The organism is Streptomyces albireticuli (genome assembly GCF_002192455.1).
GTDB classification, from domain to species: Bacteria; Actinomycetota; Actinomycetes; order Streptomycetales; family Streptomycetaceae; genus Streptomyces; species Streptomyces albireticuli_B.
The window spans coordinates 621,065-643,347 of sequence record NZ_CP021744.1 but is presented as its reverse complement, the minus strand read 5'-3'; the positions used below and the strand labels follow the sequence as shown (position 1 = coordinate 643,347).

Genomic DNA, 22,283 nt, shown 5'->3' with positions numbered 1-22,283 from the left:
GCGCAGCTCGGGCGCCCGCGCCCCGCTGCCCAGTATGTGTTCACCCCTCAAACCATTGCAATCGAAGCCTGATTAGTCATTGCATTCAACCTCACGTTCATTGCAATTTGGCCCTCGTGTGCCCCCTGAAATGAACCGGATTGACTTTTTTCCCTTTGTCTGATCAATGAACGCAATGTACCTTCGCAGGTGTTCAGTCAACGCTGAACGCTGGCGGCTGGTTGCACAAGGGGGTTCACCATGGGCAACAGCGACTCGCCCTGGTCGGCCGGGGAGTTGCCAGGGTGTGCGGCGGGTTGTTCCGGCAGGGTCGGAAACGGGTGGGGCGGCCGAATCTTTTGACCGCAGCGGTGACGGGCGGCCGGGCGCGACCTCACCCGTCACCGGTTCGCAGTCACACGTCCCAGGCGACCGGGAGGCTCTTCACCCCGTAGATGTCGGCGGTCTCCGGGCGCAGGACGATCTCCTCGGGCGGTACGGCCAGGCGCAGGGTGGGGAAGCGGTTGACCAGCGCGGGGAAGGCGACCCGCATCTCGACGCGGGCGAGTTGCTGGCCCAGGCACTGATGGATGCCGTGGCCGAAGGCAAGGTGCCCGCCGCCCTGCCGGTGGAGGTCGAGGACATGGGGATCGGTGAAGCGCTCGGGGTCGCGATTGGCTGTGTTGTACGACAGGACGACCGTCGTGCCGGCCTTGATGGTCTGGCCACCCAACTCGACCTCCACCAGCGCCGTCCTCATGAACGTCTTGGCGACACTGAGATACCGCAGCAACTCCTCCACCGCCTGGTCGGTGAGCGCGGGATCGGCGCGCAGTGCGGCCAGCTGCGCCGGGTTGCGGAGCAGCGCGAACGTGCCCAGCGCCAGCATGTTCGCGGTGGTGTCGAACCCGGCGGCCAGCAGAAGCAGGGCGATCCCCATCAGCTCCTCATCGGTCAGGTCGCCGTCGGTGAGTTCGCTGAGCACGTCGTCGGTGGGGTTCGCGCGCTTGGCGGCCACCAGTTCCGCGAGGTAGACCTGGGTCGCGGTGTAGGCCGCTATCAGCTCCTCTTCGCCTGTCTCCCCGCTGAGGAACGTCTCGATCTGTTCCTGGAAGGAACCCCGGTCCTCGTACGGCACCCCGAGGAGCTCGCAGATCACGATGGCGGGGATGGGTTTGGCGAAGGCGGTCACCAGGTCCGTCGGCGGCCCGGTCTTCTCCATGGCGTCCAGGCGGTCGGCGGTGATCTGCTCGACGCGCGCGGTGAGCAGTCGCATCCGCCGGACGGTGAACTTGCCCATCAGCGGTTTCCGGTAGCGCCTGTGCTCCGGGTCGTCCATGAGGAGGAACTCGCCGGGCGGCGCCGGAGGGACCTCGAAGTCGACCACGTTCAGCAGTTCCTTGCGCGAGCTGAACCGCGGGTCGGCCAGGACCGACCTGACCAGGTCGTATCCGGTGATCAGCCAGCCAGGTTGCCCACCGGGGTGGGTGTAGCGGCTGAGGGAACCGTGCCGCCGGGCATCGATCAGCTCCGCCGGCGGGTCGAAGGGGCAGCCGGGCTGACGCGCCGTCGGCATTGTCGCAACGGTGTGGAGAGATTCCCCCATGGTCATTCCTCACTTCGCGATAGTACGTGTTCGGTGTAGCCCGAAAGCTACGTTGCGTTCATGGTTGCGTCAATCGCAAGAAATGCGTTTCCGCAGGTGAGAGGGGGAAAATTCATGCAATGACGCTGAACCTTAATGCAACGGAACGTTGCAATGACTGATGGCGAAGGCAATGCTGACGGCATGCCAGGAGGACGGTTGACCCGGCAGGGTCGCCGGCACGTCGTGGTGGGGCTCGCTGACTTCCTGGAACTGGTCAAACGTCGCGGGCGGCCCGGGTGACCTCGGGGCCGGTGACGGAAGGTCGGCCGGTGCCTTGGCCGCGGACGGCGAACAGGCCCTCGCGTTACCGGAGATGACGGCGGAGCCGACCGAGTGGCTGCGCACGCGCCCTCGTGGCCCGCGTTGCACCCCCGTCGAGCTCCCGGCGTACGGGACGGCGCCGTGCCGTCCCCGCCGCCGCACTGGAGCGGGCCGATCCGGTCTCGCCGGTGGTCCGTCTCTGCGGTGCCGCGCTCGCCTACGGCGACCGGGCGCTATTGCTTGTTGTAGGTGATTGTCACCTGGCCGTCGGCGACGCCGCTGACGCCCTGGAAGGTCGCGACTTGGCACTTACCCGACTCGACCGTGAATCGGTTGGCGGGCAGGGAAGCACCCATGGTTTCGGGAACAGCCAACTCCCCTGAGTATCTACGTGCCTTTGGCCTGCGGCTGCCGCGTCGCGGTGACCGCCGCTGCGCGGGCGCCGAAGCCGGTGCCGTTGATTCCGTTGATTCCGTTGATGCCGGTGTGCGCGGTGGTGCGGTCGTTCGCGAGCCTCTGCGCGCCGGCCGAGCGGGGGCAGATATCATCGTCTTTGGATCATGGAAGCTTGCTGAGCGGGTGGGTGCGCCTGGCCGGTTCAAGCCACATGCCTGGACGAGGGTGGCCGGATCGGCGCATGTCGCGGCAGGTGGAGTCGGGGGCTCCTAACTTGTGGGCATGGGAAAATTCACGATCACTCACGAGCTCAATGGCACCGAGTCCGAGACTTGGGCACTGCTCCTCGACGATGCGTTCCTGGGAGAGACGTACGTCCAGGCTCTGGAGTACCCGGAGTGGACCGTTGTTGAGCGCAAGGAGGGTCCCGAGCAGACCACACGCCGGGTGGCGATGCAGCCGAAGCGCGCCTTCCCGGGGCCGGTGGCGAAGGTCCTCGGTAGCGGCTATCGGGAAGTCGAGGAGAGCACGTTCCACATCTCCACGCGTGTCTGGGACTGGAAGCGGATCCCCTCGACCCTGGCGGACAAGCTCTCCCAGAGTGGCGTGGTGCGTTTGGAGCCGATCGGAGACACGAAAAGCCGGCTGATCTCCGAGATCAAGATCGAAGCCAAGGTCTTCGGCATCGGCGGCCTGATGGAATCCACCTTCGAAAAGATCTACAGGGAAGAAGCGGACAAGTTCGCGGCGTCCCTCAACGAGCGGTTGGCGAAGGGGACGGCGTAGTCCGCTCCGTCGGATCACCTCGCTGACCAGATGAAGATCGCGGCGAGGCGGAGTCCGGCCTGGTAGATGGCCGCGGTCTTGCCTAGCAGGTGGCGAGGCCGCGCCATCGCTTGACGTGGTCGACGCGGCGCTCGACGGCGTTGTGCCGGCGGTTGTGTACGCGGCCGGGCCCCGAGGCTGTGGACTTGGTCTCCTACAGGCGGCCCGGTGCACCTTCAAGCGCCGACGCCCGGGAACGGCTCAGTGCCCCGGTGGCGCCTCGCCCCGGTCGGCACTGACGCCGCCCTCCGGCGCGGGTCCGGCAAGCTGACGAGTCGCTCCGCCAGCGACGGCCCGCCAACCGGTCCGGTGGCAGGCCATGGCGAGATGTGGCATCGCAGGCTGACGGTACGTCGAAGCTCCGTTGCAGGCGGACGACTTGGGAAGACCACCGGCAGCAACGGGTTCTCGTTGTTCCAGGCACGGCCACCCCGCCCCGCGACGCCACGACATCACGCGACTTGGCGGCGGCCTTGTGCCGGGACCTGCCATGCTGGGCAGGTTCGACTCGGTCCTCACACCTTGGGGGTTCTGATGCGTGCAGGTGTCGTTGTCGCGGCGCAGCCCGGTGTGGAGGACCTCGCCGTGCGCGCCGAGGAGTTGGGCCTGCACAGCTTCTGGGTCAACGACACCCCGATGGTCCACGGCGATCCCTTCGTCGCCTTGAGCCTGTGCGCGAAGACCACCAGCCGCATCAGGCTCGGCATCGGCGTGACCTCGCCGGCGCTGCGCTCGGCCCCGGCCGCCGCGAGCGGGCTCGCCAGCCTCAACGCCCTGGCACCGGGCCGGATCATCTGTGGAGTCGGCACCGGAAACACCGCCCGGCGCACCCTGGGCATGCGGCCGACCACGGTGGCCAGGCTGGAGGACTTCACCGCCGCACTACAGGACCTGTGCGCCGGACGTTCGACCGAGTACCGCGAAGGCGACCGGGTCCGCGACATCCGGTTCCTGCACGCCGGGCCGCACGTGAACACCACCGACCCGATCGAGTTCGCCGTGGCAGCGCTGCTCGGACCGAAGGCCGCCGCCGTCGCCGGCCGCCGCGGCACCGGCCTCATCTCCGTCGGCCTGCTGGACCCCACCGCCTGGCACGCGCTGCACGACACCCATCGCCACGCCGCCCACAGCACACCCCGCGACCCCGGCCCCCGCACGGACTCCTACCTGGTCACCCCGCTCCACCTGCTCCACGAGGGCGAGGACCCCCACGGCGACGCGGCCCGGGACGCGACGGGCCACCTCGTCCTGTCGCTGCTGGCCTTCGCCGCCGACACCGCCGCCGACACACCCGCCTTCGCCGAGCAACTCGGCCCCGAGGAACGCGAGGCGGTGCGGCGGCTCCTCGACCGGCGCGGCACCACCGCCACAGCACCGGACCGGCACACCAAGCTGTACCCCAATTACCTCGGACGCATCGCACCGCAGGACCGGGACCTGGTTCTGCCCTCGCTGATGAACACCCTGGCCCTGGTCGGCACCCGCGACGACCTCCTCGCCCGCATCAGCACCCTGGAACAGGCCGGCGTCGACGAACTCCTCATCCAGCCGGTGGTCGACCCGCCCACCGAGATGGCCCTGCTCGCGAAACTCCTCACCTGAACCGACCCGCCCGCCGCCGGCGGGACCGGCATGCGCCGGGCTCGGGCATCGTCGACGTCAACCAGTGCGAACGCGGCCGCGCCTCCCCGCGCTGGTTCTCCGCACCCTTCGACGCCTCCTCCGGCCCCGACGAGACGGGGGAGTGACACCCGCGGTGCACCGGTGACGGTGTCCAGGTGGCGCTCGTACACGGCTTCACCGTGCGGGCAGGTCAGCGGACGACTTTGATGCCGAAGTGGCCGCCGAGCTCCTGGCCGCCGAGGCCGAGACGGATGGCCTCGTGCAGGTGGGTGTGCATCTCCATGCCGCGGGCGCAGACGAGGGCGCCGAGGTCGAGGATGTCGTTCCAGCCGTAGGACTTCAGCAGGTCGACGGTCTGCCGCTTGGCATGGGCGTGATCGCCGGCGACGAACATCGTGTGGTCGCCGCCGGCGACGGACCGCGGGTCGACCACGGTGGTCTGCTCCTGGGTGACGAAGGACTTCACGACCTTCGTGGCGGGCAGGGCGCGCTGGATCTGCTCGCCGAGGCTGTCGGTGTCGCAGGGGTCCAGCTTCGGCATGATGCCCCACGGCGTGGGCCAGGGGTGCTCCGGGGAGTGCTGGTAGATGAACGGGACGGCGTAGTCCCTGCTGCAGACGCGGCGGGAATGGTCCGGCGCCGACCTGGCCGACCGCCTCTCGGTGACCGTCCGCACCGTCCGCCGCGACATCGACCGCCTGCGCGAGCTGGGCTACCCCGTCGACAGCGCCCGTGGGCACGCCGGCGGCTACCGCCTCACCTCCGGCAGCGACCTGCCGCCCCTCGTCCTGGACGACGAGGAGGCCGTCGCCGTCACCGTCGCCCTGCGCACCACCGCCGGCGGCCTGACCGGCATCGAGGACACCGCCCTACAGGCCCTGGCCAAACTCGAACAGGTCCTTCCCCGCCGCCTTCGTCGCGAGCCGGCTGGCCACGGCCCCCACCTCCTACCGCGCGATCGCCACCGTCCAGGCCCCCGCCGACCGGATCCGCGCCGGCACCCGCGGCCTGGCCACCCGCCTCCAGCCCCTCACCGACACCACCTGCCGCGCCGACGCCTCCGACGACCACCTGCCCCGCGTCGCCCAGATCCTCGCCGGCCTCGACGCCGCCTACACCCTCGACGCCGACCCCGACGTCCTCCACCACCTCCGCACCACCGCACACCGCATCTTGCGCGCCCTCCCGGCGTAGCGGCATGAACGGCCTCATCGGCCGCGACGGAAGTGTGGGATCCCCGGACCGGCCCCAGGATGGTCGGTGTCAGCAGGCCCCGCGCCGGGCGGGGATCCGGCACCGGGAGGCGGTCGGTGGACACAGCGGTGGCTCTGGTCTTCGCGTTGCTGACCACCGCGAGCAACGCGCTGGCGACGGTGTTGCAGCGCAAGGCGGCCGGCCGGGTACCCGCGGCGGACGGCCTGCGGTGGAGCCTGATCGCCCGGCTGGCGCGTCAGCGGGTCTGGCTGGCGGGTATCGCGGCGGTGCCCGTCGCGGCCTGCTTCCAGGCGCTGGCGCTGGGGTACGGGCCGCTGTCGGTGGTGCAGCCGGTGTTCGTGCTGGAGCTCCCGGCGGCGCTGCTGCTCGCCGGGGTGGTCCTCGGCCGGCGCCCGCCCGCCGGGGTGTGGTGGGCGGCGGCGTGCATCACGGCGGGGCTGGGCATCGCGCTGTGGGCGGCCGCTCCGAGCGCCGGGCGCGCGGCGGTGCCGGCGGGCCACTGGCCGCCGGCCCTGGGCTGCTGTCTGGCCGCGGTCGCCGTCCTGGTCGCCGTCGCGGCGGTGCGCGCCCCCGGCCCCGTCCGGGCCTCCTGCCTCGCGACGGCCGCCGCGATCTGCTACGCGCTGACGGCGGCTCTGCTCAAGACGTCCGTCCTGCGGTGGGAGGCCGCGGGGGCGGGCGGTTTCTTCTCCGCCTGGCAGACCTACGGCTTCGCCGTCGCGGGCGTCGCCGCGCTCTTCCTGTTGCAGAACGCGTTGCAGTCCGGATCCCTGGTCTTCTCCCAGCCCGCCCTGACCCTGGGGGACGCTGGTACGAGCGTGGCGCTGGGAGTCGCCCTGTACGGGGAGAGGATCCGCGGCGGCCGGTGGGCCGTGGCCGAACTGGCGGGCGTGGCGCTGATCCTCACCGGACTCGTCCTGCTCAGCCGGTCACCCCTGGCACACGAACTCACCGGATCGGCCGACCGGACAGACGCGCCGGACCGGTGAGACGCGACTCCCGGCTCCGCCAGGATCAGTCCGTTCCTCCGGTGGGGGTGACCAGGACGAGCGGGATCTCCCGGGCCGTCGCGGTGCGGTAGGCCGCGTACGAGGGCATCGCGGCTGTCACCGCCGGCCACAGGCGGGCCGATTCGGCTGCCGTGGCCGGCCGGGCCGTCGCGGTGAAGGTGGCCGCGCCGACCTGGAGGGTGACCTCCGCCGTGGTCAGCAGGTTCAGGTACCAGGCCGGGTGGCGGTCCGAGCCGGCGTTGGAGGCCGTCAGGACGTACGCGTCCCCGTCCCGGACATAGGCCAGCGCCGTGCGGCGCAGCAGGCCGGACTTGCGGCCGCGGGTCGTGAGGAGGAGGTCGGCCACTCCTGGGCGAGGGCGGCCGCCGGTCTCCTCGAAGCGGCGGATGTGATCGGCGATCCAGGGAACCGGGTTGTCGTGGATCTCTTCGGTCATGCGGCAGACACTCCCTTGTGCGTCCGGGGAAAGGCCGGTCCTCGGCCTCGTACGGCGGTGCGTAGGGCGAAGTCCGTGATCGGGAGCGTAGGCCAGGGGCTGGTTTCCCCTCGGATACCGCTTCGCGGCCCAGGCCGTCGCTTCCGGGTGCGGGGGAGCCGACCGGGAGCCCCCGGAGGCCACCGGCGCGGGCCGGCTCAGCCGTCGGTGCGCGGTTCGCGTTCGGCCTCGACGAGGACGCGGCGGAGCAGGTTCACCAGAAGTTCCCGCTCGGCCGGTTCGAGGGCCTGGAGGATGCGGTGCTCCTCGCGCCCCTCGGTCTCCAGGGCGGACTGCCAGGCCGTCCGCCCCGGGGCGGTGAGCTCTACCGTCACCTTGCGGCGGTCCGCCGCGGACGCCTCGCGACGGACGAAGCCGCGCCGCTCCAGGCCGTCGAGGCGGCTGGTCATCGCGGACGGGGAGAGCTTGAGCGCGGCCGCGAGCTCCGACGGCGTGGCCCGGCCGCCGCGGCCGGAGAGCGTGTGCAGCGTCAGGTACTCGAAGCTCTGGAGGCCGTGCTCGGCGAGGGCGGCCTCCTTGGCCCGGCCCAGATGCCTGACGAGTGCCGACATCCGGGTCACCGCGCCTTCCACCACCGGATCGAGGGTCGGAAGGATCTTCTGCCAGCGGGTGACGTGTTCGTCCACGGAGTCGCGCTCAGTCATGGACACATTTTACTTCGTCGTCACAAAGTGCGTTGTCAAATATTGCGACGTCGAATTAATCTCGCCGGATGACCCACCCCCTGCGACTACGTAACTTCCGGCTGCTGTTCCTCAGCCGCACCATGTCCACGCTCAGCGACGCCCTGGTGCCGACCGCGCTGAGCCTGGCCGTCGTGCAGGTCACCGGCTCGGCCACGCTGCTGGCCGTCGTCCTGGGCTGCGCCCTCGGCACCCGGCTCGTGCTGCTGCCGGTGGCCGGCGCGGTCGCCGACCGGTTCGACACCCGCCTGGTCGCGCTCGCCGCGGACCTCACGCGGATGGTCACCCAGGCCGTGGTGGCCGTGGAACTGCTCGGTGACGACCCCGGCGTCACGCACATCGCGATTGCTCAGGCCGTGGCGGGGGCGGCGTCGGCGGTCGGCCTGGCCAACCTCTCGCCCCTGGTCACCAAGGTCGTGCCCGCCGCCGGGGAGCAACGGATCAAGGCCAACTCCCTGATGAGCGTGGCCAAGAGCGTCTCCCTGCTGGCCGGTCCCGCCCTGGCCGGCATCCTGATCCTCACCGTCGGCCACGGCTGGGTCTTCGTGGTCGACGCGACCGCCTTCGGCGTCAGCGCCGCCCTGATGCTGGCGGTCCGCTTGCCCGGGGCCGCCCGCGCACCCCGGGCGCGCACCTCGATCCGGGCCGACCTGACCGAGGGGTTCGCCGAGGTGCGGGCCAGGGACTGGTTCTGGACCAGCCTGATCGCGCACGCCGTGTGGAACTTCGTCGCCAACATCCTCCTCACGCTCGGCCCGCTCATCGCCGTGCGGCGGCTCGGCGGCGAGGGCGCCTGGGTCGCGGTCACCCAGGCCGGCGGCGTCGGTCTCCTCGCCGGCTCGCTCCTGTCGGTCAGGGCCCGCCCGAAGCGGCCCGTGCTCGTCGGCAACATCGCCCTGGCCGGCTACGCGCTGCCGCTCGCCCTGTTCGCCGCCGGAGCCCCGCTGCCGCTGCTGGTGACCGGCTACGGCATCGCCCTCGCCGCACTCGGCTTCCTCAACCCCACCTGGGACACCGTCGTCCAGACGCTCGTCCCGCAGGGCGTGCTCGCCCGGGTCAGCTCCTACGACTGGCTGGTGTCGCTGGCCGCGCAGCCGCTCGGCGTGATCCTCGCTCCGGTCGCGCTGTCCCTGTGGGGCGAGCGGGTGCCCTTCGCGGTCGCCGCGGTCCTGGTCGCGGTGGCCTGCGTGGGCACGGCCGCGGTCCCAGGCGTACGGAACCTGCGCCTGGACCGCGAGGTTCTCGTCAGATCCGGGCCCGCGGCCGAGGGAACGGGCGCGACGGAGAAAGCCGGCCCGGCAACAGGTGTCGCAGCACCGGCCGGGAACAGGCCCGAAGCCCTCAGGGCGAGCGGGAATGACTGAGGCGCCCGCCGCCGGCTCCGGACCGGGGCGGATCGACGTTCATCCGCTCTCTCCAGGTATCGGAGAAGTCTCGGGGATCCGGAGCCGGCGTACCGATCACCGGATCGCGCTCACCACGTCGCTCACGACTCTCCGATCCGGTTCTGCCGGCCCGGGTACGGCCGCGTGCGTCATGCGTCGCCGCCCTCGGCCGTCGTGCCGGTGACCGCCGGGCATCCGGATGTCCAGCAGCACGATGTCGGGCCTGTGCCGGACCACGGCGGCGACCGCCTCGGGGCCGTCGCAGGCGGCCACGACCTCGATGCCCGGCGCGGCCGAGAGGATCATCCGCAGGCCCGACCGCATCAGTGCCTCGTCATCCACCACGACGAGGCGTAGCGGCACCCCTGTCCTGTCCGTCAACCCTCTACCTCTCGACCCTGTGCAGTTTTCAATTAATCTTGCGAAATCATCGGCCACCGTACCGGCGAGGGCAATCCCCGTCGTTCGGCTGGGCGCACCCCGCCGACCAGCGGGTATGGCCGGATCAGGCACTCACGCCAGGCATGATGCGTGGGGTCCGTGCGGCCTCCGTCCGGATGGACCACGGGTCGCGCCGTGTCCGGATGATCCGCATATCGTGGCGCCATGGGTGAGGAGAGCGCCGGCGCCGGTACGCCCCACGGGAGGCATCGCGAACGCTGGTCGGCGTTCCGGCGCTCGCCGTTCTTTCCCGCCACCGTGCTCGTGTTCATCGTGGCCGCGGCCGCCGGGCTCTTCGCGGGGTCCTACACCTACGCCATGGCCAATCCGACCCCGCACAACATCCCCACCGCCGTCACCGGGGTCCCCGCGTCCGAGGTCAAGCGGGCCGAATTCGTCCAGGGCATGGAGAGGGCGCTCGGGGCCGAGCTCCGGCTGCGGCACTTCGCCACCTACGAGGAGGCCCGGAACGCGGTCGACAACCAGCGGGTCTACGCCATCCTCCAGGACCGGCACCACGCGGCCGAGCTGGATGTCTCCGGGGCCTCCGGGGCCACCGTCGCCCAGCTGCTGACCGAGACCGCGCCGCGGGTCGGCGAGGAGATGGGCGTTCCCGTGGCCGTGCAGGACGTCAACCCCCTCCAGAAGGGCGATCCGCGCGGCCTCGCACTTTTCTACATCACCCTGGCGGCGGTCATTCTGGGCTTCGTCGGTGCCATTCAGATGAGCGTCCACGCCCGCGAGCTCAATCCGGCCGAGCGTATCGCCTTCACCGCCGCCTATTCCGTGCTCGGCGGCTTCACCATCGCCGCCGTCGTGGATTGGGGACTCGGTGCCCTGCGGCTTCCTTTCGCGGAATCCTGGCTGATCCTGGCGCTGACCATGTTCACCTCGGGCATGGTCTTCACGATGTTCAACGCCCTCTTCGGGCGGTGGGCGATGCTGCCCACCTGGGGCCTCATGGTCCTGCTGGGCAACCCGTCCTCGGGCGGTGCCGTCTCCTGGCCCCTGCTGCCCTCCCTCCTCGGCGAGATCGGCCGCTGGCTGCCCCCGGGCGCCTCCGTGAACGCTCAGCACACGGCCGTCTACTTCCGGCAGCACCAGCACTTCTTCCCGTTCGGTGTGCTGATCGCCTGGGCCGCCCTGTCCTGCGCGGTCTTCTGGACCTGGCGGCACCGCCACCCCGGCGGGCGTGAGCCGGCCGCCGCGCCCGCGGGCTGAGCCCTTCTCCTTTTCCGCCTCCTTTTCCGCCGTTTTCGCGCTGACTCCGCGCGTATGCGACCTTGCTCTGTGTTGTTTCCGGGGCGCCCCCGTGTGAGGCGCCCCATGCGGCGTGGGTCACTTACGAAGGTGGTTAGTGGGCAGGGTGCCGCAATTTCAGGGGCAGGTCGATATTCGGGTGCCGCTCGATGAATGTGCTTAGTAGGTCACAGTGATTGCCAGGGGATTTGCCGGCCGCTAACAATTACGGGGTCGCTGGGCGCCGTCGACCGAGAAACGGCGCTTCGTTATTGCGCCGCTTCAGGGCCGGGCGACACCCCCGCGATCGGAAGGTTCAGCACAGTCATGCGCTCCACCATCTCCGCTTATACCCGTCTGCCCAAGATCCACAAGTTCTCCGTCGCCGGCATCGCCGCGACCGGTGCCGCGGTCGTCGCGGTCGCCGTCGCCCCGCAGGCCTTCGCCGCCGACACGCACGCCGCTCCGGTGCCGACGGCCGCGGTGCAGCCCGTGGTGTGGAACGCCGAGGCTTCCGACGACGAGCACCAGGCCGAGCTGGCGAAGCTCGCCGGCGCCGCCGCCGAGTCCGGTTCGGCCGCCGCCGCCAAGGCGAAGGTCGAGAAGGAGCGGGCCGCACAGCAGGCCGCCAACCGTTCCACCGAGCGCAAGGCCATCGAGCCCAAGCCCGCCGCCCCGGCGAAGAAGGCCTACGCGGACAACCTGGAGGGCTGGATCAACGAGTCGCTGGACATCCTGCGCTCCAAGGGCATTCCCGCCTCGTACGACGGCATCAAGCGCAATGTGATGCGCGAGTCGACCGGTAACCCGCGTGCGATCAACGACTGGGACGTCAACGCCGTCAACGGCATCCCCTCGAAGGGCCTGCTCCAGGTGATCGACCCGACCTTCAAGGCGTACCACGTCGAGGGCACGTCCTGGGACATCTACGACCCGGTCGCCAACATCACCGCCGCGTGCAACTACGCCGCCGACAAGTACGGCTCGATGGACAACGTCAACTCCGCGTACTGACCGGCGCGGATCGCCTGACGGCACCGGCACCGGCACACTCCGCCGAGGGCGGTGGCACCCCTACCGAGGGGCGCCACCGCCCTCGTCGCGTACCCGGGGTGGCACGGGCCCCCGTGACCCGGGAGGAATGGAAGGGCCAAGATGAGGTAGCCGGAAAGGTGAAGACATTCGAACACTGGAGGGACGCGATGTTACGGAGCACCCTGCGCGGGACGACCGCCACCACCGCGGCGATGGCGGCGACGGTGGCGACCGTCACCGCCCTCGGCGGCGCGGCGACGGCCTCGGCCGCCCCGCAGACCCCGACCTGCCACGTATCGGGCCTGCGGGCCTCGCTGTCCGACAAGGGCGGCCACCAGAACGGCATGTCCCACGAGGGCACCGTGCTGGCGCTGACCAACACCTCCGGCCGCACCTGCGCCCTGCGCGGCTACCCCGGCCTCCAACTGGAGGACACCCGGCACAAGGCGGTCGACACGATCACCTCCTGGGGGAGCACCTACTTCGTGCCCGACCCGGGCAAGCGCACGCTCGTCCTGAAGCCCGGCGGCTCCGCCGAGGCCGCCCTGGCCTGGGCGCACGCCGACGCCCCGCGGATGGTGCAGGCCGGCTATCTGCGCGTCACGCCCCCGGCGTCCCGCGACCACCTGACGATCCCGTTCGAGAAGACGGTGACCAACGGGCAGCTCTCCGTCACCGCGCTCGCCTACGGCATCGACGTGTCCTGAACGCCGTGCGGCCCGGCCGCCCGCCGGCCGTCCTGTGCTCTCACGTGATCTCCCGGAGGGCGTTCGTGGCGCAGTGGACCTCGCCGCCGCCGAGGTGGGCCCAGGAGAAGTCCTCCACCCAGTGGACCCGCACCCCGCCGGCGGCCAGGGCCCGCTCGGTCTCGGCGCGGAAGAGGTCACGGCCGGCGACCCGCGGGCCGTGCGGGGTGGGGGCGGCGTAGTCGCGGGCGGTCAGGGACAGCCCGTTGGCCAGCGCGGGGGAGAGGGCGAGGTGGCGGCGCGGCAGGCCCTCGCCCGACGCGACCCGGTAGTAGAGGACCGGGAGCCGGACGATCTCCCCCGGCTTCAGCCCCGTCTCCCGCAGCAGGACCGCGAGCTGTCCGTCGATGTGCCGGGCGGCGTCCTCGTTGTCGCCGGCGTGCCGCTCGTGGCGCAGGAGCTCGTCGACGGTCGGCTTGTCCTCCGCCACCGTGTCGGCGAAGAGGCGCTGACCGCCCTCGCCCGCCCGCCGGGCCCGCTCCAGGAGCGCCACCGCCGCGCGGGGGTCGGAGACGGCGAGCGTCCAGCCGCGCGCGTTGTCCGCCCGTACGACGTGGACGGTCTCGTCGACGTGGCCGACCAGCAGCCACGAGGTGTCCAGTACCACCGCGGGCTGCTGCCCCTGGGCGTTCAGCATGCCGACGAACGAGGGGTCGGGGCGGCGGTCGGCGCTGCCGCCGTGGACGACGCGGCCCTGGGGGTACCCGGCGTACGGCGGCAGGGACTCGAAGTTGCCGGTGAAGTTCAGCAGTTCGTCGACGTTCTTCTCGCGTCGGGCCGTGGGCGTGTACTGCTGGACCACGCCCACACCGGGACCGCGGAGGTCCTGGTAGAGGAGCCGCCCGGCACGGCGAAGGCTCGCGGAGCGGCCGTCGGCGGACGTCCAGTAGTTGGGGGAGCGCAGCAGGATGCGCAGCGTGTGCCGGCCGTGGGGCGTCGTCCTGGTGACGTAACCGGGCTCGGCGATGTCCTGGCGCCAGACGTCCCGCCACCACTGCGCGGTGCCGGGCTGGAACCGCAGGCCGCTCCCGGGAAGGCCGGACTTCTCGGCGGCTTCGCGCAGGGAGTCCGCGAACTCCCGCCACTGCCCGGGCCGCCGGGGTGAGGCGGGGACCTCGACGGGCTGCCCCTCGCCCGGGCCCGGCGCGGAGGCGAAGACGTGCTGGGCGCGCTGGAGGTCGTGTTGCAGGAGCACCGGCGCCACGCGCAGGTCCGCCCGGGCCGTCCGGGTGGTCCCGTGCCGCGTGACGGCGAGCGTCACCTCGATCCGGCCGTCCCACCGCTCGCGGTCCCGCACGATGTCACGGGCCTCGACGGCGAGCCGCACCCCGCGCCGCAGTTCCCCGGCGTCAAGCCGCCCGTCGGTGCCCAGCGACACGTACCGCCCGTCGCGCACCACGAAGACGCGCGCGTAGGGGCGTTGGGCGGCGGGCAGCGAGACCCGGCCCTCGGCACGGTCGCCGGCGGCCATGGGCATCACCCTCAGCGGGGTGAGGTCCTCGGCGTCGGCGGCGCCGTTGAGCACCTCGTCGGCGGCGTCGTCGCACGCGGCCAGCCGTTCGTCGACGGCCACGTCCAGCCGGTCCAGGTCGCCGGGGCGCAGGGTGCAGCGCCGGGCGTCGTCGTCGAGGTTCGGCAGTACGGTCGTGCCCTCGGGCGTGCGCAGCTCGGGCCGGGCGACGGGGGCGGAGGCCTGGGCGCCGCCGGGGGAGAGCAGCGTGGCGACGAGAGCCGCGCAGGCCAGCGCGCCGGCCACCGGGGCCCGCCGGGTCAGTGGTCTTGTCATTCCCCCACTGTCCCGCCGCCCGGCGTCACGTCACATCGGCCACCGGGCGGATCCGGGGTTGCATCGTTGTGTCCAGTCCGGGGGAGAGCCTCTCCTCACACGGGTGGAGGCCCGATCGCGCCATCGACGGTGGTCCCGGGCCCCGGGTTCACGGTCTGTAGATGCACGCCGCCAGCCGGGAGTGAGACTTCCAGCCCAGCGTCTCGTACAGGGCGCGCCCCTCGTCCGTCGCGCCCAGGACGCCGAGGGACGCGCCTTCGGCCACCGCGTGGTCGGCGAGCGCGCGCATCACGAAGGCGCCCAGACCGCGGCGCCGGTGGGCCTCCTCGGTCACCACCTGGTCGACGACCGCCCCGTGACCGAGCAGGGCCAGCTGCCCCCTGGCGGCGAGTCCGCCGTCGGCGTCGAGCACCCGGACGTACGTGACGCCGTCGTCCGTCTCCAGCGACGCGGTGTATCCCTCGGGCACCACCGGCTCCGTGGCCGTCAGGTCCACGGCCATGAGATGGCCCGCCTCCTCCTCGTCGACCACCCACCCACGCGGCAGCCACGGGCCTATGTCCTGGGGTTCCACGGCCGCCTTGATCCAGGTGTCCGCGACGTCCACCGATGCCGCGGCCTCGCGTACCGCCGACTCATGGGCCTCGAAGAGCACATGACGCCCCACGTGTCCGGGCTTTCCCACCTCTAGATAGACGCCCCAGGGATGCTCGGTGGGCCGGGGCGTGTGCCGTGACAAGGCCCATCCCGCTGCCCACACCTTGACGAGTTCCGTGACCACGACGCCTCCCGATGTAACCGTCAATCAGCAGGAGCGCACATTACGCGGTGCGGCGGGACACAGCACCCCTTTTTCGGTGGCGCGAGTCCCCAGGGCCCACCGTCTCCCTTCATGACGCCGGGGCCCCGGGCCGGTTGTGGTGAGACCGGCCCGGGGCCCCGCGGGGAATCAGCCCCTCAGCGGACCTTCACAGGTGAAGTCCGCGGATCCCGCGGGGCGGTCCGCCCAGAGGTCGACCTTCCCGAAGGAGCAGTTCATGTCGGCGAAGTTGTTGTTGCCCTTCTTGGTGCGGTCGAGGATGAAGTAGTCGACCGTCCCGGACATGTCCTTGAAGACCAGATCGGGGCTGCCCGGGTCGCTCAGGTTGGCGGTGATGCGGCCCGTGCAGGTGAAACGCGGGCGTTCCGGGGCCTCGTTGGTGCGGCATTCGGGCGTGATGCCGGTGGTGGCCTTGAAGGAGGCGCGGACCGTGGCGGGGTGGCCGGCGTCCAGGCCGCCGACGGGCGTGAACGAGGTGTCCGGCACGTACAGGTCATTGACCTTGGCGATCTGCTGGTCGAGGAAGGCGTCGTACGCGCGCTGGAGCCCGGTGTCCCGGCCGAGCCGGTCGCGCCAGGCGTCGAAGCCCGCGACGTCGTTCGCGCGGAGGCGGCCGTACATCTCCTTGAGCAGCGAGGGGCGTTCCGTCCACAGGAACTCGAAGAACGTGCCGGCGTAGGAGTAGAAGCGGAAGCCGTCCCGGTCGTACTCCGCGTGCAGCAGCTCGTACACGCTCATGCGCGGCTTGGTGCCGCCCGCCGTGTCGTTGATGACGCTCTGGACCAGGGACTTGCGGACCTTGATGCCCTCGCCCCGGGTGGCGCCGTCGAAGAACTCGGCCGTGCCCTCGTCCATCGCGGTGGTGCGGTCGCCCTGGTACCACGGGCCTTCGCCGAAGGAGCCGGGGACGGCCCAGCGGCCGTTGAGGTAGTGCGTGTACTCGTGCCGGAAGAGCTCCTCCAGCGTGAGCGTGGAGTCCTGGGGGACGCGCCGCTCGTACGTGTAGAAGGTGGCGCCGTTCTCGATGTAGATGCCGCCGTTGTCGGTACCCATACCGGTCAGTAGCGGGTGGTAGACCTCGTAGTCGGCGCGGGAGGCGTACAGCACGATGTTGAGCGTGGTGTTGGTGTCGCCCGCCAGCGGCTGCTCGGTGCCCAGGACCCGGTGGAACTGCGCCTTGACCTGCTTGCTCGCGTAGTAGAGGCGGTCGACGGTGGCGCGGGGCAGGGCCGTGCGGACCTTGATGGCGCCGTTGTCGTACGTGTAGGTGGACGGGAAGATGCGGCGCTCGATGTCGGCCTTGCACACCCCGTACTGCTTGCAGGCGTCGAATTCGTTGAGCCAGGTGACGACCTTGGCCCAGGGCTGGCTGCCCTCGCCGAAGTTGGCGGTCGTGGTGGCCAGCAGCCCGCCCAGGTCGGAGGTGATCTGCCCCTTGAGGGCGTCGATCTGGCCCATCCGTCCGTACTCCCCGACGGCGTCGCGCACCACCCAGGCGTTGGACGTGCCCTTGAGGTGGGTGTGGCCGGCGAAGGCCTTGAAGGCCGCGCGGTAGGAGGCGTCGGCGGTGACGGCGGCGTGGAAGGCGGTGTCGTGGTTGCCGGGGTAGACGCCGAGGTAGTTGAGGGAGAGCGCGGCGAGCGCGGCGCCGGCCCAGGAGGTGTCCTTGGCGGTGTCGGGGTGTGAGGCGTCCATGGTGGCCAGGACGCGCTTGATCAGCGGCAGCTGGTGCTGGCGCAGGCCCGGGGCGCCGGCCGCGTAGAGCGCCTCGCGCAGGGTCTCGGCGTTGGCGCGGGTCACGTCGAAGGTGCGCGCGGCGGTGCCGAAGGCGGACACCGCGCGGCGCATCGCCTCCACGGTGGGCGCGTCGGTGAGGTCGATCTCGCCGCGGGAGAAGTCGTGGTACGCGACGGCGTGGAGGTAGGTGAACATCTCCAGCAGGTGGCTGTCGTTCTTGCCGTCGTGCGCCGCGGCCAGGCTCTCGATGCGGCGGGAGACCGCCTGGACGTGCGGTCGCGACATGACGGGGACGAGCCGCTGGTCCCAGGTCCAGATGAGCGTGCGCAGGCAGCCGTCGGCGGTGACGGCCGGGTCGGCGAGGAAGTCGGCGAACCGCTCCGGGGTGAGCCCGGTGACCCCGTCGAGGGTGCAGGGTACGGCGGCGCCGCCGACGGTGGCGCGGGGCGGCACGGCCGTGGGTTTCGGCTTCGCGGTGAGGGCGCCGGGGACGCGCCCCTTCGTGAGGCCGCCGGGGGCGGTGGGGGTGGCGAAGGCCGGCCTGGGGGCGTTCGCGAGGCGGGTGACCTCGTCGAAGGGGTTGGGGGTGGGCGTGTCCGCACGCGCGGTCACCGGGGGAGCCGTGGCGGACGAGGGGGCCGGCGAGGGGGAGTCCGCGAATCCGGGCTGGACGGCGGTGGCGCAGAGTGTCACGGCTATCGCGGCGGTGAGCAGGGATCTGCGCAGGGTTCTGGAGTAGGACACCGATGACTCCTGTGTGGGAGGTAGGGAGGGATACGCACGGGAAAGGGGGGTGCGGTGTGCGCGACAGGGGCAGCGCGCGGGGCCCGGCGGCCGTCCGACAGGCGGTGCGTGAGGGGCCGGTGCGGCGCCATGTCATGTGTAACGTAGTAATGTGAAATGGTACTGACAACCCCTCAGTAGCCCCCAGTTGACGGAGACGCCGAAGCGGAAGTCGTCCTCCGGGCGACCGCGCCGGCCGGCACCGGGCCCGCGCCCGGCCCGGACGCCGGCCCAGGACCGGGGTGGTCCGGTTCAGGCCGCCTCCGGAAAGTGGCAGGCCACCTCACGCGCCTCGCCCGGCACGGCGATCCGCAGCAGCGGCGCCTCGGACCGGCAGATCTCCCGCGCCTTGGGGCAGCGCGGATGGAACGTACAGCCCGGCGGGGGAGCCGCCGGGCTCGGCGGGTCGCCGAGCAGGGTGATCCGCTCCCGCGTCCGCTCGGCGACCGGGTCCGGCAGCGGAACCGCGGACAGCAGCGCCCGCGTGTACGGATGGGCCGGGGCCGCGTACACCCGCTCCTTGTCGCCGGCCTCGACGATCCGCCCCAGATACATCACGGCCACCCGGTCGCACACCCGCTTCACCACCGACAGGTCATGGGCGATGAAGAGGTAGGCGAGCCCGAGTTCGCTCTGGAGCCGCTCCATCAGATTGACGATCTGGGCCCGCACGGAGACGTCCAGGGCCGACACCGGCTCGTCGGCGACGATCAGACGGGGCCCCGTGGCCAGCGAGCGCGCGATACCGATGCGCTGCGCTTGGCCGCCGGAGAACTCGTGCGGATAGCGGTCGATGTGCTCGGGGATGAGCCCGACCAGCTCCATCAGCTCCGCCGCCCGCCCACGCGCCTCGGCCGCCGGCACGCCCTGCGCCAGCAGCGGATCGGCGATGACCCGCGCCACCGTCTGGCGTGGATTGAGGGAGGAGTGCGGGTCCTGGAAGACCATCTGGAGGTCCTTGCGCAGCGGCTTGAGAGCGCGCCGGCCGAGGCGGCTGATGTCGCGCCCGTCGTAGGTGATCGACCCGGTGGTCGGCTCCAGCAGCCGTACGATCATGCGGCCGGTGGTCGACTTGCCGCAGCCGGACTCGCCCACCAGCCCCAGGGTCTCGCCCGCCGCCAGGTCGAAGGAGACGCCGTCGACGGCCCGGACGGGCGCCCCGCGGCGCCGCTTGCCCGGGAAGGCCATGGTCACGTCCCGTACGGACAGCAGGGGTGCGGTACCGGCGGTCATCGGGGGCCTCCTTGTGCAGGGGCTGTGGTGTGGTGCGGGGACAGGTGGCAGGAGACCAGATGCCCTTTGGCGGGCCGGAGTTCGGGCCGGGTGCCCGCGCAGCGCTCGTGCTCGGCCGGCGTCGCCGCCGCCGCGCGCGGGCAGCGCGGCGCGAAGGCGCAGCCCGGTGCCGGGTCCAGGAGCGAGGGCGGGCTGCCGGGGATGGCCCGCAGGGGTGCGTCGTCGGGGTCGTCGAGGCGGGGGAGCGAGTCGAGCAGCCCACGGGTGTAGGGGTGGCCGGGGTCGGTGAACAGCGTGTCGACCGGGGCCTGTTCGGCCGCCCGTCCGCCGTACATCACGAGCACGTCCCGGGCGACGCGGGCGACGACGCCGAGGTCGTGCGTGATCATGACGACCGCGAGTCCGCGCTGCTCCTGAAGGCGGGCGATCAGCTCCAGGATCTGGGCCTGGACGGTGACGTCGAGGGCGGTGGTCGGCTCGTCGGCGATCAGCAGGTCGGGTTCGCAGGCGAGTGCCATGGCGATCATCACGCGCTGGCGCATGCCCCCGGAGAACTGGTGCGGATACTCGCCGGCCCGCCGCGCGGGCTCCGGGATGCCGACCTCCGCGAGCATCTCCACCGCCCGCTCGCGCGCCGCGGCCCGCCGGGAGCCGAAGTGGACCCGGTGGTGCTCGGCGATCTGCTCGCCGACGGTGTAGTACGGGTGGAGGCTGGAGAGCGGGTCCTGGAAGATCATCGCCATGCGGCGGCCGCGCAGCCGCCTCAGCTCGCGCTCGGGCAGGCCGGTCAGCTCGCGGCCGTCGAGGGCGATGGAGCCGGTGACCCGGGCGCCGGTGTGCAGGCCCATCACGGCCAGGGAGGTGACGGACTTGCCGGAGCCGGACTCGCCGACGATGCCGAGGGTCTGGCCGCGGCGCACTTCGAAGCTCAGGGAGTCCACGGCCCGTACGTCTCCATGCCGGGTGGGGAAGGTGACGGTCAGGTCCGTGACGGACAGGAGAGGGAGGCCGGTGGTCATCAGTACCTCACTCGCGGGTCGACGACGGCGTAGAGCAGGTCGACGGCCAGGTTGGCGACGACGATGAAGACGGCCGCCAGCAGCGTGACGCCGAGGATGACCGGCTGGTCGCCGGTGGACAGCGCGCCGTAGAAGAGCCGCCCGATCCCCGGCAGCCCGAAGATCGACTCGGTGATGACGGCGCCCGCGAGCAGCCCGCCCAGGTCCATGCCGAAGAGGGTGAGGACCGGCGTCATGCCGGCCCGCAGCCCGTGCTTGACGACCACGGTGCGGCGCGGCAGGCCCTTGGCGCGGGCGGTGCGGATGTACGGTTCCGCCATCGTCTCGATCATCGAACCGCGGCTCTGCCGGGCGTACATGGCCGCGTACAGCACGGCCAGTGCCAGCCAGGGCAGGAGCAGGTTGGACGCCCAGCGCAGGGGGTCGTCGCCGAGCGGCACGTACTGCGGGTAGGGCAGCAGGCCGGCCGTCCGGATGAGGCCGTAGATCAGCATCATCGAGGTGAAGTAGACGGGCAGCGAGGCCGCGGCGACGGCGCCGACCATCAGGACGCGGTCGGTGAGGGTGTCCTTGCGCAGGGCCGCGGTGACCCCGGCGCTCAGGCCGAGCGCGAGCCACAGCACGGCCGCGCCCACGGCCAGCGAGGCGGAGACCGGCAGGCGGTCCATCAGCAGGTCCCAGACGGCCTCGGAGTTCTCGTAGGAGTAGCCGAGGCAGGGGAAGGAGCAGTGCAGGGCGTACCGGCCGCTGCCCATGGTGCGGCCGGTGAAGACGCCGGTGACGAAGTCCGCGAACTGCCGCCACAGCGGCCGGTCCAGGCCCATGTGGGCGCGGATCGCCTCCAGGCGGTCGGTGCTGCACGACTTGCCGCAGGCGGCGGCCGCGGGGTCGGAGGGCAGCACGTAGAAGACGGTGAAGGTGACGGCGGCGACGGCGACGAGCACGCCGAGGACGGCGAGCAGCCGGCGCCCCAGGTAGAGGATCATGTGCGGCCGCTCCTCGGGTCGAGGACGTCGCGCAGCGCGTCGCCGAGCAGGGTGAAGGCGAGCACGGTCAGGAACAGGCAGGTGCTCGGGATGACGAAGTACATGGGGTCCGTGTCGTAGAAGGCGACGCTCTCGGCGATCATCTGGCCCCAGGAGGGGGTGGGCGGGCGGACGCCGACGCCCAGATAGCTCAGGGCCGCCTCGGTGGCGATCATGCCGGGGACGACGAGGGTGGTGTAGGCGATGACGGGCCCGGCGACGCCCGGGAGAATGTCGCGGGTGAGGATGCGCCAGGGCCCGGAGCCCCCGACACGGGCGGCGTCGACGTACTCGCGGTGTTTGAGCGAGAGGGTCTGGCCGCGGACGACGCGGGCGATGCCGGGCCAGCCGAACAGGCCGATGACGGCGGTCATCAGCAGGACACGGTTGACGTCCTTGGCCACCGACATCATCGCGATCATGAAGATGAGGGACGGGAAGGACATCGTGAGGTCCATGAGCCGGGAGAGCACGGCGTCGGTGCGGCCGCCGAAGTAGCCCGCCGTGATGCCGGCCGCCGTCCCGGCGAGCACGACGATCGCGGTGGCGGTGAGGGCGATCAGCAGCGACACCTGGGCGCCGTGCACGACCCGGGCGAACAGGTCGCGGCCGGTGACGGGTTCGACGCCGAGCCAGTGGTCGGCGGAGATGCCGCCCAGGGGGCCGAGCGGCCGGCCGCCGAGGTAGGGGTCGACGGCGGTCTTGTCGAACTCCTCGGGAGACCAGCCGGCGAGCGAGCTCAGCAGCGGGGCGCCCGCCGCCATCAGCAGGAAGAGCGCGACGACGGCGAGGGAGACCTTGACGGAGGTGCGGCGGCGCAGTTCGGCGCGGGCGAGCCGCCAGGGGCCGCTGCCGGCGGGGGCGGCCGTCGCGGTGGGGGAAGTGGCGCTCATGAGGG

General features: G+C 71.6%; 19 protein-coding genes and 1 pseudogene. 8 read left to right on the top strand and 12 right to left on the bottom strand.

Features of this window, described 5'->3' with window-relative positions; genetic code table 11:
- Window positions 1-394: 394 nt before the first annotated feature.
- Window positions 395-1,585: a cytochrome P450 gene (locus SMD11_RS02790; RefSeq protein ID WP_087924888.1), complete on the bottom strand. Its 1,191-nt coding sequence runs from the start codon at window positions 1,583-1,585 to the stop codon at window positions 395-397.
- Window positions 1,586-2,566: 981 nt separating this feature from the next.
- Between SMD11_RS02790 and SMD11_RS02785 the strand changes: the two genes are divergently transcribed.
- Entirely contained in the window at window positions 2,567-3,070 is a 504-nt protein-coding gene (locus SMD11_RS02785) for a DUF2505 family protein (RefSeq protein WP_159395200.1), read from the top strand.
- Window positions 3,071-3,643: 573 nt separating this feature from the next.
- A complete protein-coding gene (locus SMD11_RS02780) occupies window positions 3,644-4,711 on the top strand; it encodes an LLM class flavin-dependent oxidoreductase (RefSeq protein ID WP_087924886.1) in 1,068 nt (355 codons plus the stop codon).
- Between the two features lie 211 nt (window positions 4,712-4,922).
- On the opposite strand, the gene SMD11_RS02775 is transcribed toward SMD11_RS02780, so the two are convergent.
- Window positions 4,923-5,273: a hypothetical protein gene (locus tag SMD11_RS02775; RefSeq protein WP_234365863.1), complete on the bottom strand. Its 351-nt coding sequence runs from the start codon at window positions 5,271-5,273 to the stop codon at window positions 4,923-4,925.
- A gap of 67 nt (window positions 5,274-5,340) precedes the next feature.
- Between SMD11_RS02775 and SMD11_RS36165 the strand changes: the two are divergent.
- Both SMD11_RS36165 and SMD11_RS02765 read left to right on the top strand, forming a co-directional pair.
- Window positions 5,341-5,709 (top strand): annotated as a pseudogene (locus SMD11_RS36165) (helix-turn-helix transcriptional regulator); the annotation flags it as partial.
- Window positions 5,710-6,042: 333 nt separating this feature from the next.
- Window positions 6,043-6,936: a DMT family transporter gene (locus SMD11_RS02765; RefSeq protein ID WP_087924885.1), complete on the top strand. Its 894-nt coding sequence runs from the start codon at window positions 6,043-6,045 to the stop codon at window positions 6,934-6,936.
- A gap of 25 nt (window positions 6,937-6,961) precedes the next feature.
- Here SMD11_RS02765 and SMD11_RS02760 read toward each other — a convergent pair whose 3' ends face one another.
- The gene (locus SMD11_RS02760) at window positions 6,962-7,393 is read right to left on the bottom strand and encodes a nitroreductase/quinone reductase family protein (protein WP_087924884.1); all 432 of its coding nucleotides are present in this window, start codon (window positions 7,391-7,393) and stop codon (window positions 6,962-6,964) included.
- A 197-nt stretch (window positions 7,394-7,590) separates the two neighbouring features.
- Window positions 7,591-8,097: a MarR family winged helix-turn-helix transcriptional regulator gene (locus SMD11_RS02755; RefSeq protein WP_087924883.1), complete on the bottom strand. Its 507-nt coding sequence runs from the start codon at window positions 8,095-8,097 to the stop codon at window positions 7,591-7,593.
- 68 nt (window positions 8,098-8,165) lie between these two features.
- Between SMD11_RS02755 and SMD11_RS02750 the strand changes: the two genes are divergently transcribed.
- Entirely contained in the window at window positions 8,166-9,500 is a 1,335-nt protein-coding gene (locus tag SMD11_RS02750) for an MFS transporter (protein WP_087924882.1), read from the top strand.
- Between the two features lie 96 nt (window positions 9,501-9,596).
- Here the strand turns inward: SMD11_RS02750 and SMD11_RS37200 are convergent, their stop codons facing one another.
- On the bottom strand, window positions 9,597-9,902 hold the full coding sequence (locus SMD11_RS37200; RefSeq protein ID WP_418952403.1) for a response regulator transcription factor: 306 nt from the start codon (window positions 9,900-9,902) through the stop codon (window positions 9,597-9,599).
- A gap of 225 nt (window positions 9,903-10,127) precedes the next feature.
- Here SMD11_RS37200 and SMD11_RS02740 point away from each other — a divergent pair, with 225 nt between their 5' ends.
- The 3 genes from SMD11_RS02740 (at window position 10,128) to SMD11_RS02730 (ending at window position 12,943) form a co-directional block, all read left to right on the top strand.
- Complete coding sequence (locus SMD11_RS02740; protein WP_087924881.1) at window positions 10,128-11,183, top strand: DUF3533 domain-containing protein; 1,056 nt, start codon at window positions 10,128-10,130, stop codon at window positions 11,181-11,183.
- A 345-nt stretch (window positions 11,184-11,528) separates the two neighbouring features.
- Entirely contained in the window at window positions 11,529-12,215 is a 687-nt protein-coding gene (locus SMD11_RS02735) for a transglycosylase SLT domain-containing protein (RefSeq protein ID WP_087924880.1), read from the top strand.
- Window positions 12,216-12,403: 188 nt separating this feature from the next.
- Complete coding sequence (locus SMD11_RS02730; protein WP_087924879.1) at window positions 12,404-12,943, top strand: DUF4232 domain-containing protein; 540 nt, start codon at window positions 12,404-12,406, stop codon at window positions 12,941-12,943.
- Window positions 12,944-12,983: 40 nt separating this feature from the next.
- Here the strand turns inward: SMD11_RS02730 and SMD11_RS02725 are convergent, their stop codons facing one another.
- The 7 genes from SMD11_RS02725 to SMD11_RS02695 all read right to left on the bottom strand — a co-directional run bounded on the left by SMD11_RS02725 (window position 12,984) and on the right by SMD11_RS02695 (window position 22,278).
- Window positions 12,984-14,768: a protein-arginine deiminase family protein gene (locus SMD11_RS02725; RefSeq protein WP_159395199.1), complete on the bottom strand. Its 1,785-nt coding sequence runs from the start codon at window positions 14,766-14,768 to the stop codon at window positions 12,984-12,986.
- Window positions 14,769-14,916: 148 nt separating this feature from the next.
- Window positions 14,917-15,549 (bottom strand): GNAT family N-acetyltransferase, encoded by a 633-nt coding sequence (locus tag SMD11_RS02720; RefSeq protein ID WP_087924877.1) that lies wholly within the window; start codon window positions 15,547-15,549, stop codon window positions 14,917-14,919.
- A 168-nt stretch (window positions 15,550-15,717) separates the two neighbouring features.
- The gene (locus SMD11_RS02715; RefSeq protein ID WP_087924876.1) at window positions 15,718-18,069 is read right to left on the bottom strand and encodes a collagenase; all 2,352 of its coding nucleotides are present in this window, start codon (window positions 18,067-18,069) and stop codon (window positions 15,718-15,720) included.
- Between the two features lie 291 nt (window positions 18,070-18,360).
- On the bottom strand, window positions 18,361-19,341 hold the full coding sequence (locus SMD11_RS02710) for an ABC transporter ATP-binding protein (RefSeq protein ID WP_087924875.1): 981 nt from the start codon (window positions 19,339-19,341) through the stop codon (window positions 18,361-18,363).
- Window positions 19,338-20,360, bottom strand: a complete 1,023-nt coding sequence (locus SMD11_RS02705; RefSeq protein WP_087924874.1) for an ABC transporter ATP-binding protein — start codon at window positions 20,358-20,360, stop codon at window positions 19,338-19,340. The genes SMD11_RS02710 and SMD11_RS02705 overlap by 4 nt, the downstream gene beginning before the upstream one ends.
- The gene (locus tag SMD11_RS02700; protein ID WP_087924873.1) at window positions 20,360-21,346 is read right to left on the bottom strand and encodes an ABC transporter permease; all 987 of its coding nucleotides are present in this window, start codon (window positions 21,344-21,346) and stop codon (window positions 20,360-20,362) included. Before SMD11_RS02700 ends, SMD11_RS02705 begins: the two co-directional genes overlap by 1 nt.
- Window positions 21,343-22,278 carry an ABC transporter permease gene (locus SMD11_RS02695; RefSeq protein ID WP_087924872.1) on the bottom strand — a complete coding sequence of 312 codons (936 nt, stop codon included), beginning with the start codon at window positions 22,276-22,278 and terminating at the stop codon, window positions 21,343-21,345. The genes SMD11_RS02700 and SMD11_RS02695 overlap by 4 nt, the downstream gene beginning before the upstream one ends.
- Window positions 22,279-22,283 lie beyond the last annotated feature (5 nt).

What these genes read in the sequence shown, in the direction of transcription:
- SMD11_RS02790 (WP_087924888.1), bottom strand. Translation starts at nt 1,585, where the DNA reads ATGGGGGAATCTCTCCACACCGTTGCGACAATGCCGACGGCGCGTCAG.
- SMD11_RS02785 (WP_159395200.1), top strand. Translation starts at nt 2,567, where the DNA reads ATGGGAAAATTCACGATCACTCACGAGCTCAATGGCACCGAGTCCGAG.
- SMD11_RS02780 (WP_087924886.1), top strand. Translation starts at nt 3,644, where the DNA reads ATGCGTGCAGGTGTCGTTGTCGCGGCGCAGCCCGGTGTGGAGGACCTC.
- SMD11_RS02775 (WP_234365863.1), bottom strand. Translation starts at nt 5,273, where the DNA reads ATGCCGAAGCTGGACCCCTGCGACACCGACAGCCTCGGCGAGCAGATC.
- SMD11_RS02760 (WP_087924884.1), bottom strand. Translation starts at nt 7,393, where the DNA reads ATGACCGAAGAGATCCACGACAACCCGGTTCCCTGGATCGCCGATCAC.
- SMD11_RS02755 (WP_087924883.1), bottom strand. Translation starts at nt 8,097, where the DNA reads ATGACTGAGCGCGACTCCGTGGACGAACACGTCACCCGCTGGCAGAAG.
- SMD11_RS02750 (WP_087924882.1), top strand. Translation starts at nt 8,166, where the DNA reads ATGACCCACCCCCTGCGACTACGTAACTTCCGGCTGCTGTTCCTCAGC.
- SMD11_RS02740 (WP_087924881.1), top strand. Translation starts at nt 10,128, where the DNA reads ATGGGTGAGGAGAGCGCCGGCGCCGGTACGCCCCACGGGAGGCATCGC.
- SMD11_RS02735 (WP_087924880.1), top strand. Translation starts at nt 11,529, where the DNA reads ATGCGCTCCACCATCTCCGCTTATACCCGTCTGCCCAAGATCCACAAG.
- SMD11_RS02730 (WP_087924879.1), top strand. Translation starts at nt 12,404, where the DNA reads ATGTTACGGAGCACCCTGCGCGGGACGACCGCCACCACCGCGGCGATG.
- SMD11_RS02725 (WP_159395199.1), bottom strand. Translation starts at nt 14,768, where the DNA reads ATGACAAGACCACTGACCCGGCGGGCCCCGGTGGCCGGCGCGCTGGCC.
- SMD11_RS02710 (WP_087924875.1), bottom strand. Translation starts at nt 19,341, where the DNA reads ATGACCGCCGGTACCGCACCCCTGCTGTCCGTACGGGACGTGACCATG.
- SMD11_RS02705 (WP_087924874.1), bottom strand. Translation starts at nt 20,360, where the DNA reads ATGACCACCGGCCTCCCTCTCCTGTCCGTCACGGACCTGACCGTCACC.
- SMD11_RS02700 (WP_087924873.1), bottom strand. Translation starts at nt 21,346, where the DNA reads ATGATCCTCTACCTGGGGCGCCGGCTGCTCGCCGTCCTCGGCGTGCTC.
- SMD11_RS02695 (WP_087924872.1), bottom strand. Translation starts at nt 22,278, where the DNA reads ATGAGCGCCACTTCCCCCACCGCGACGGCCGCCCCCGCCGGCAGCGGC.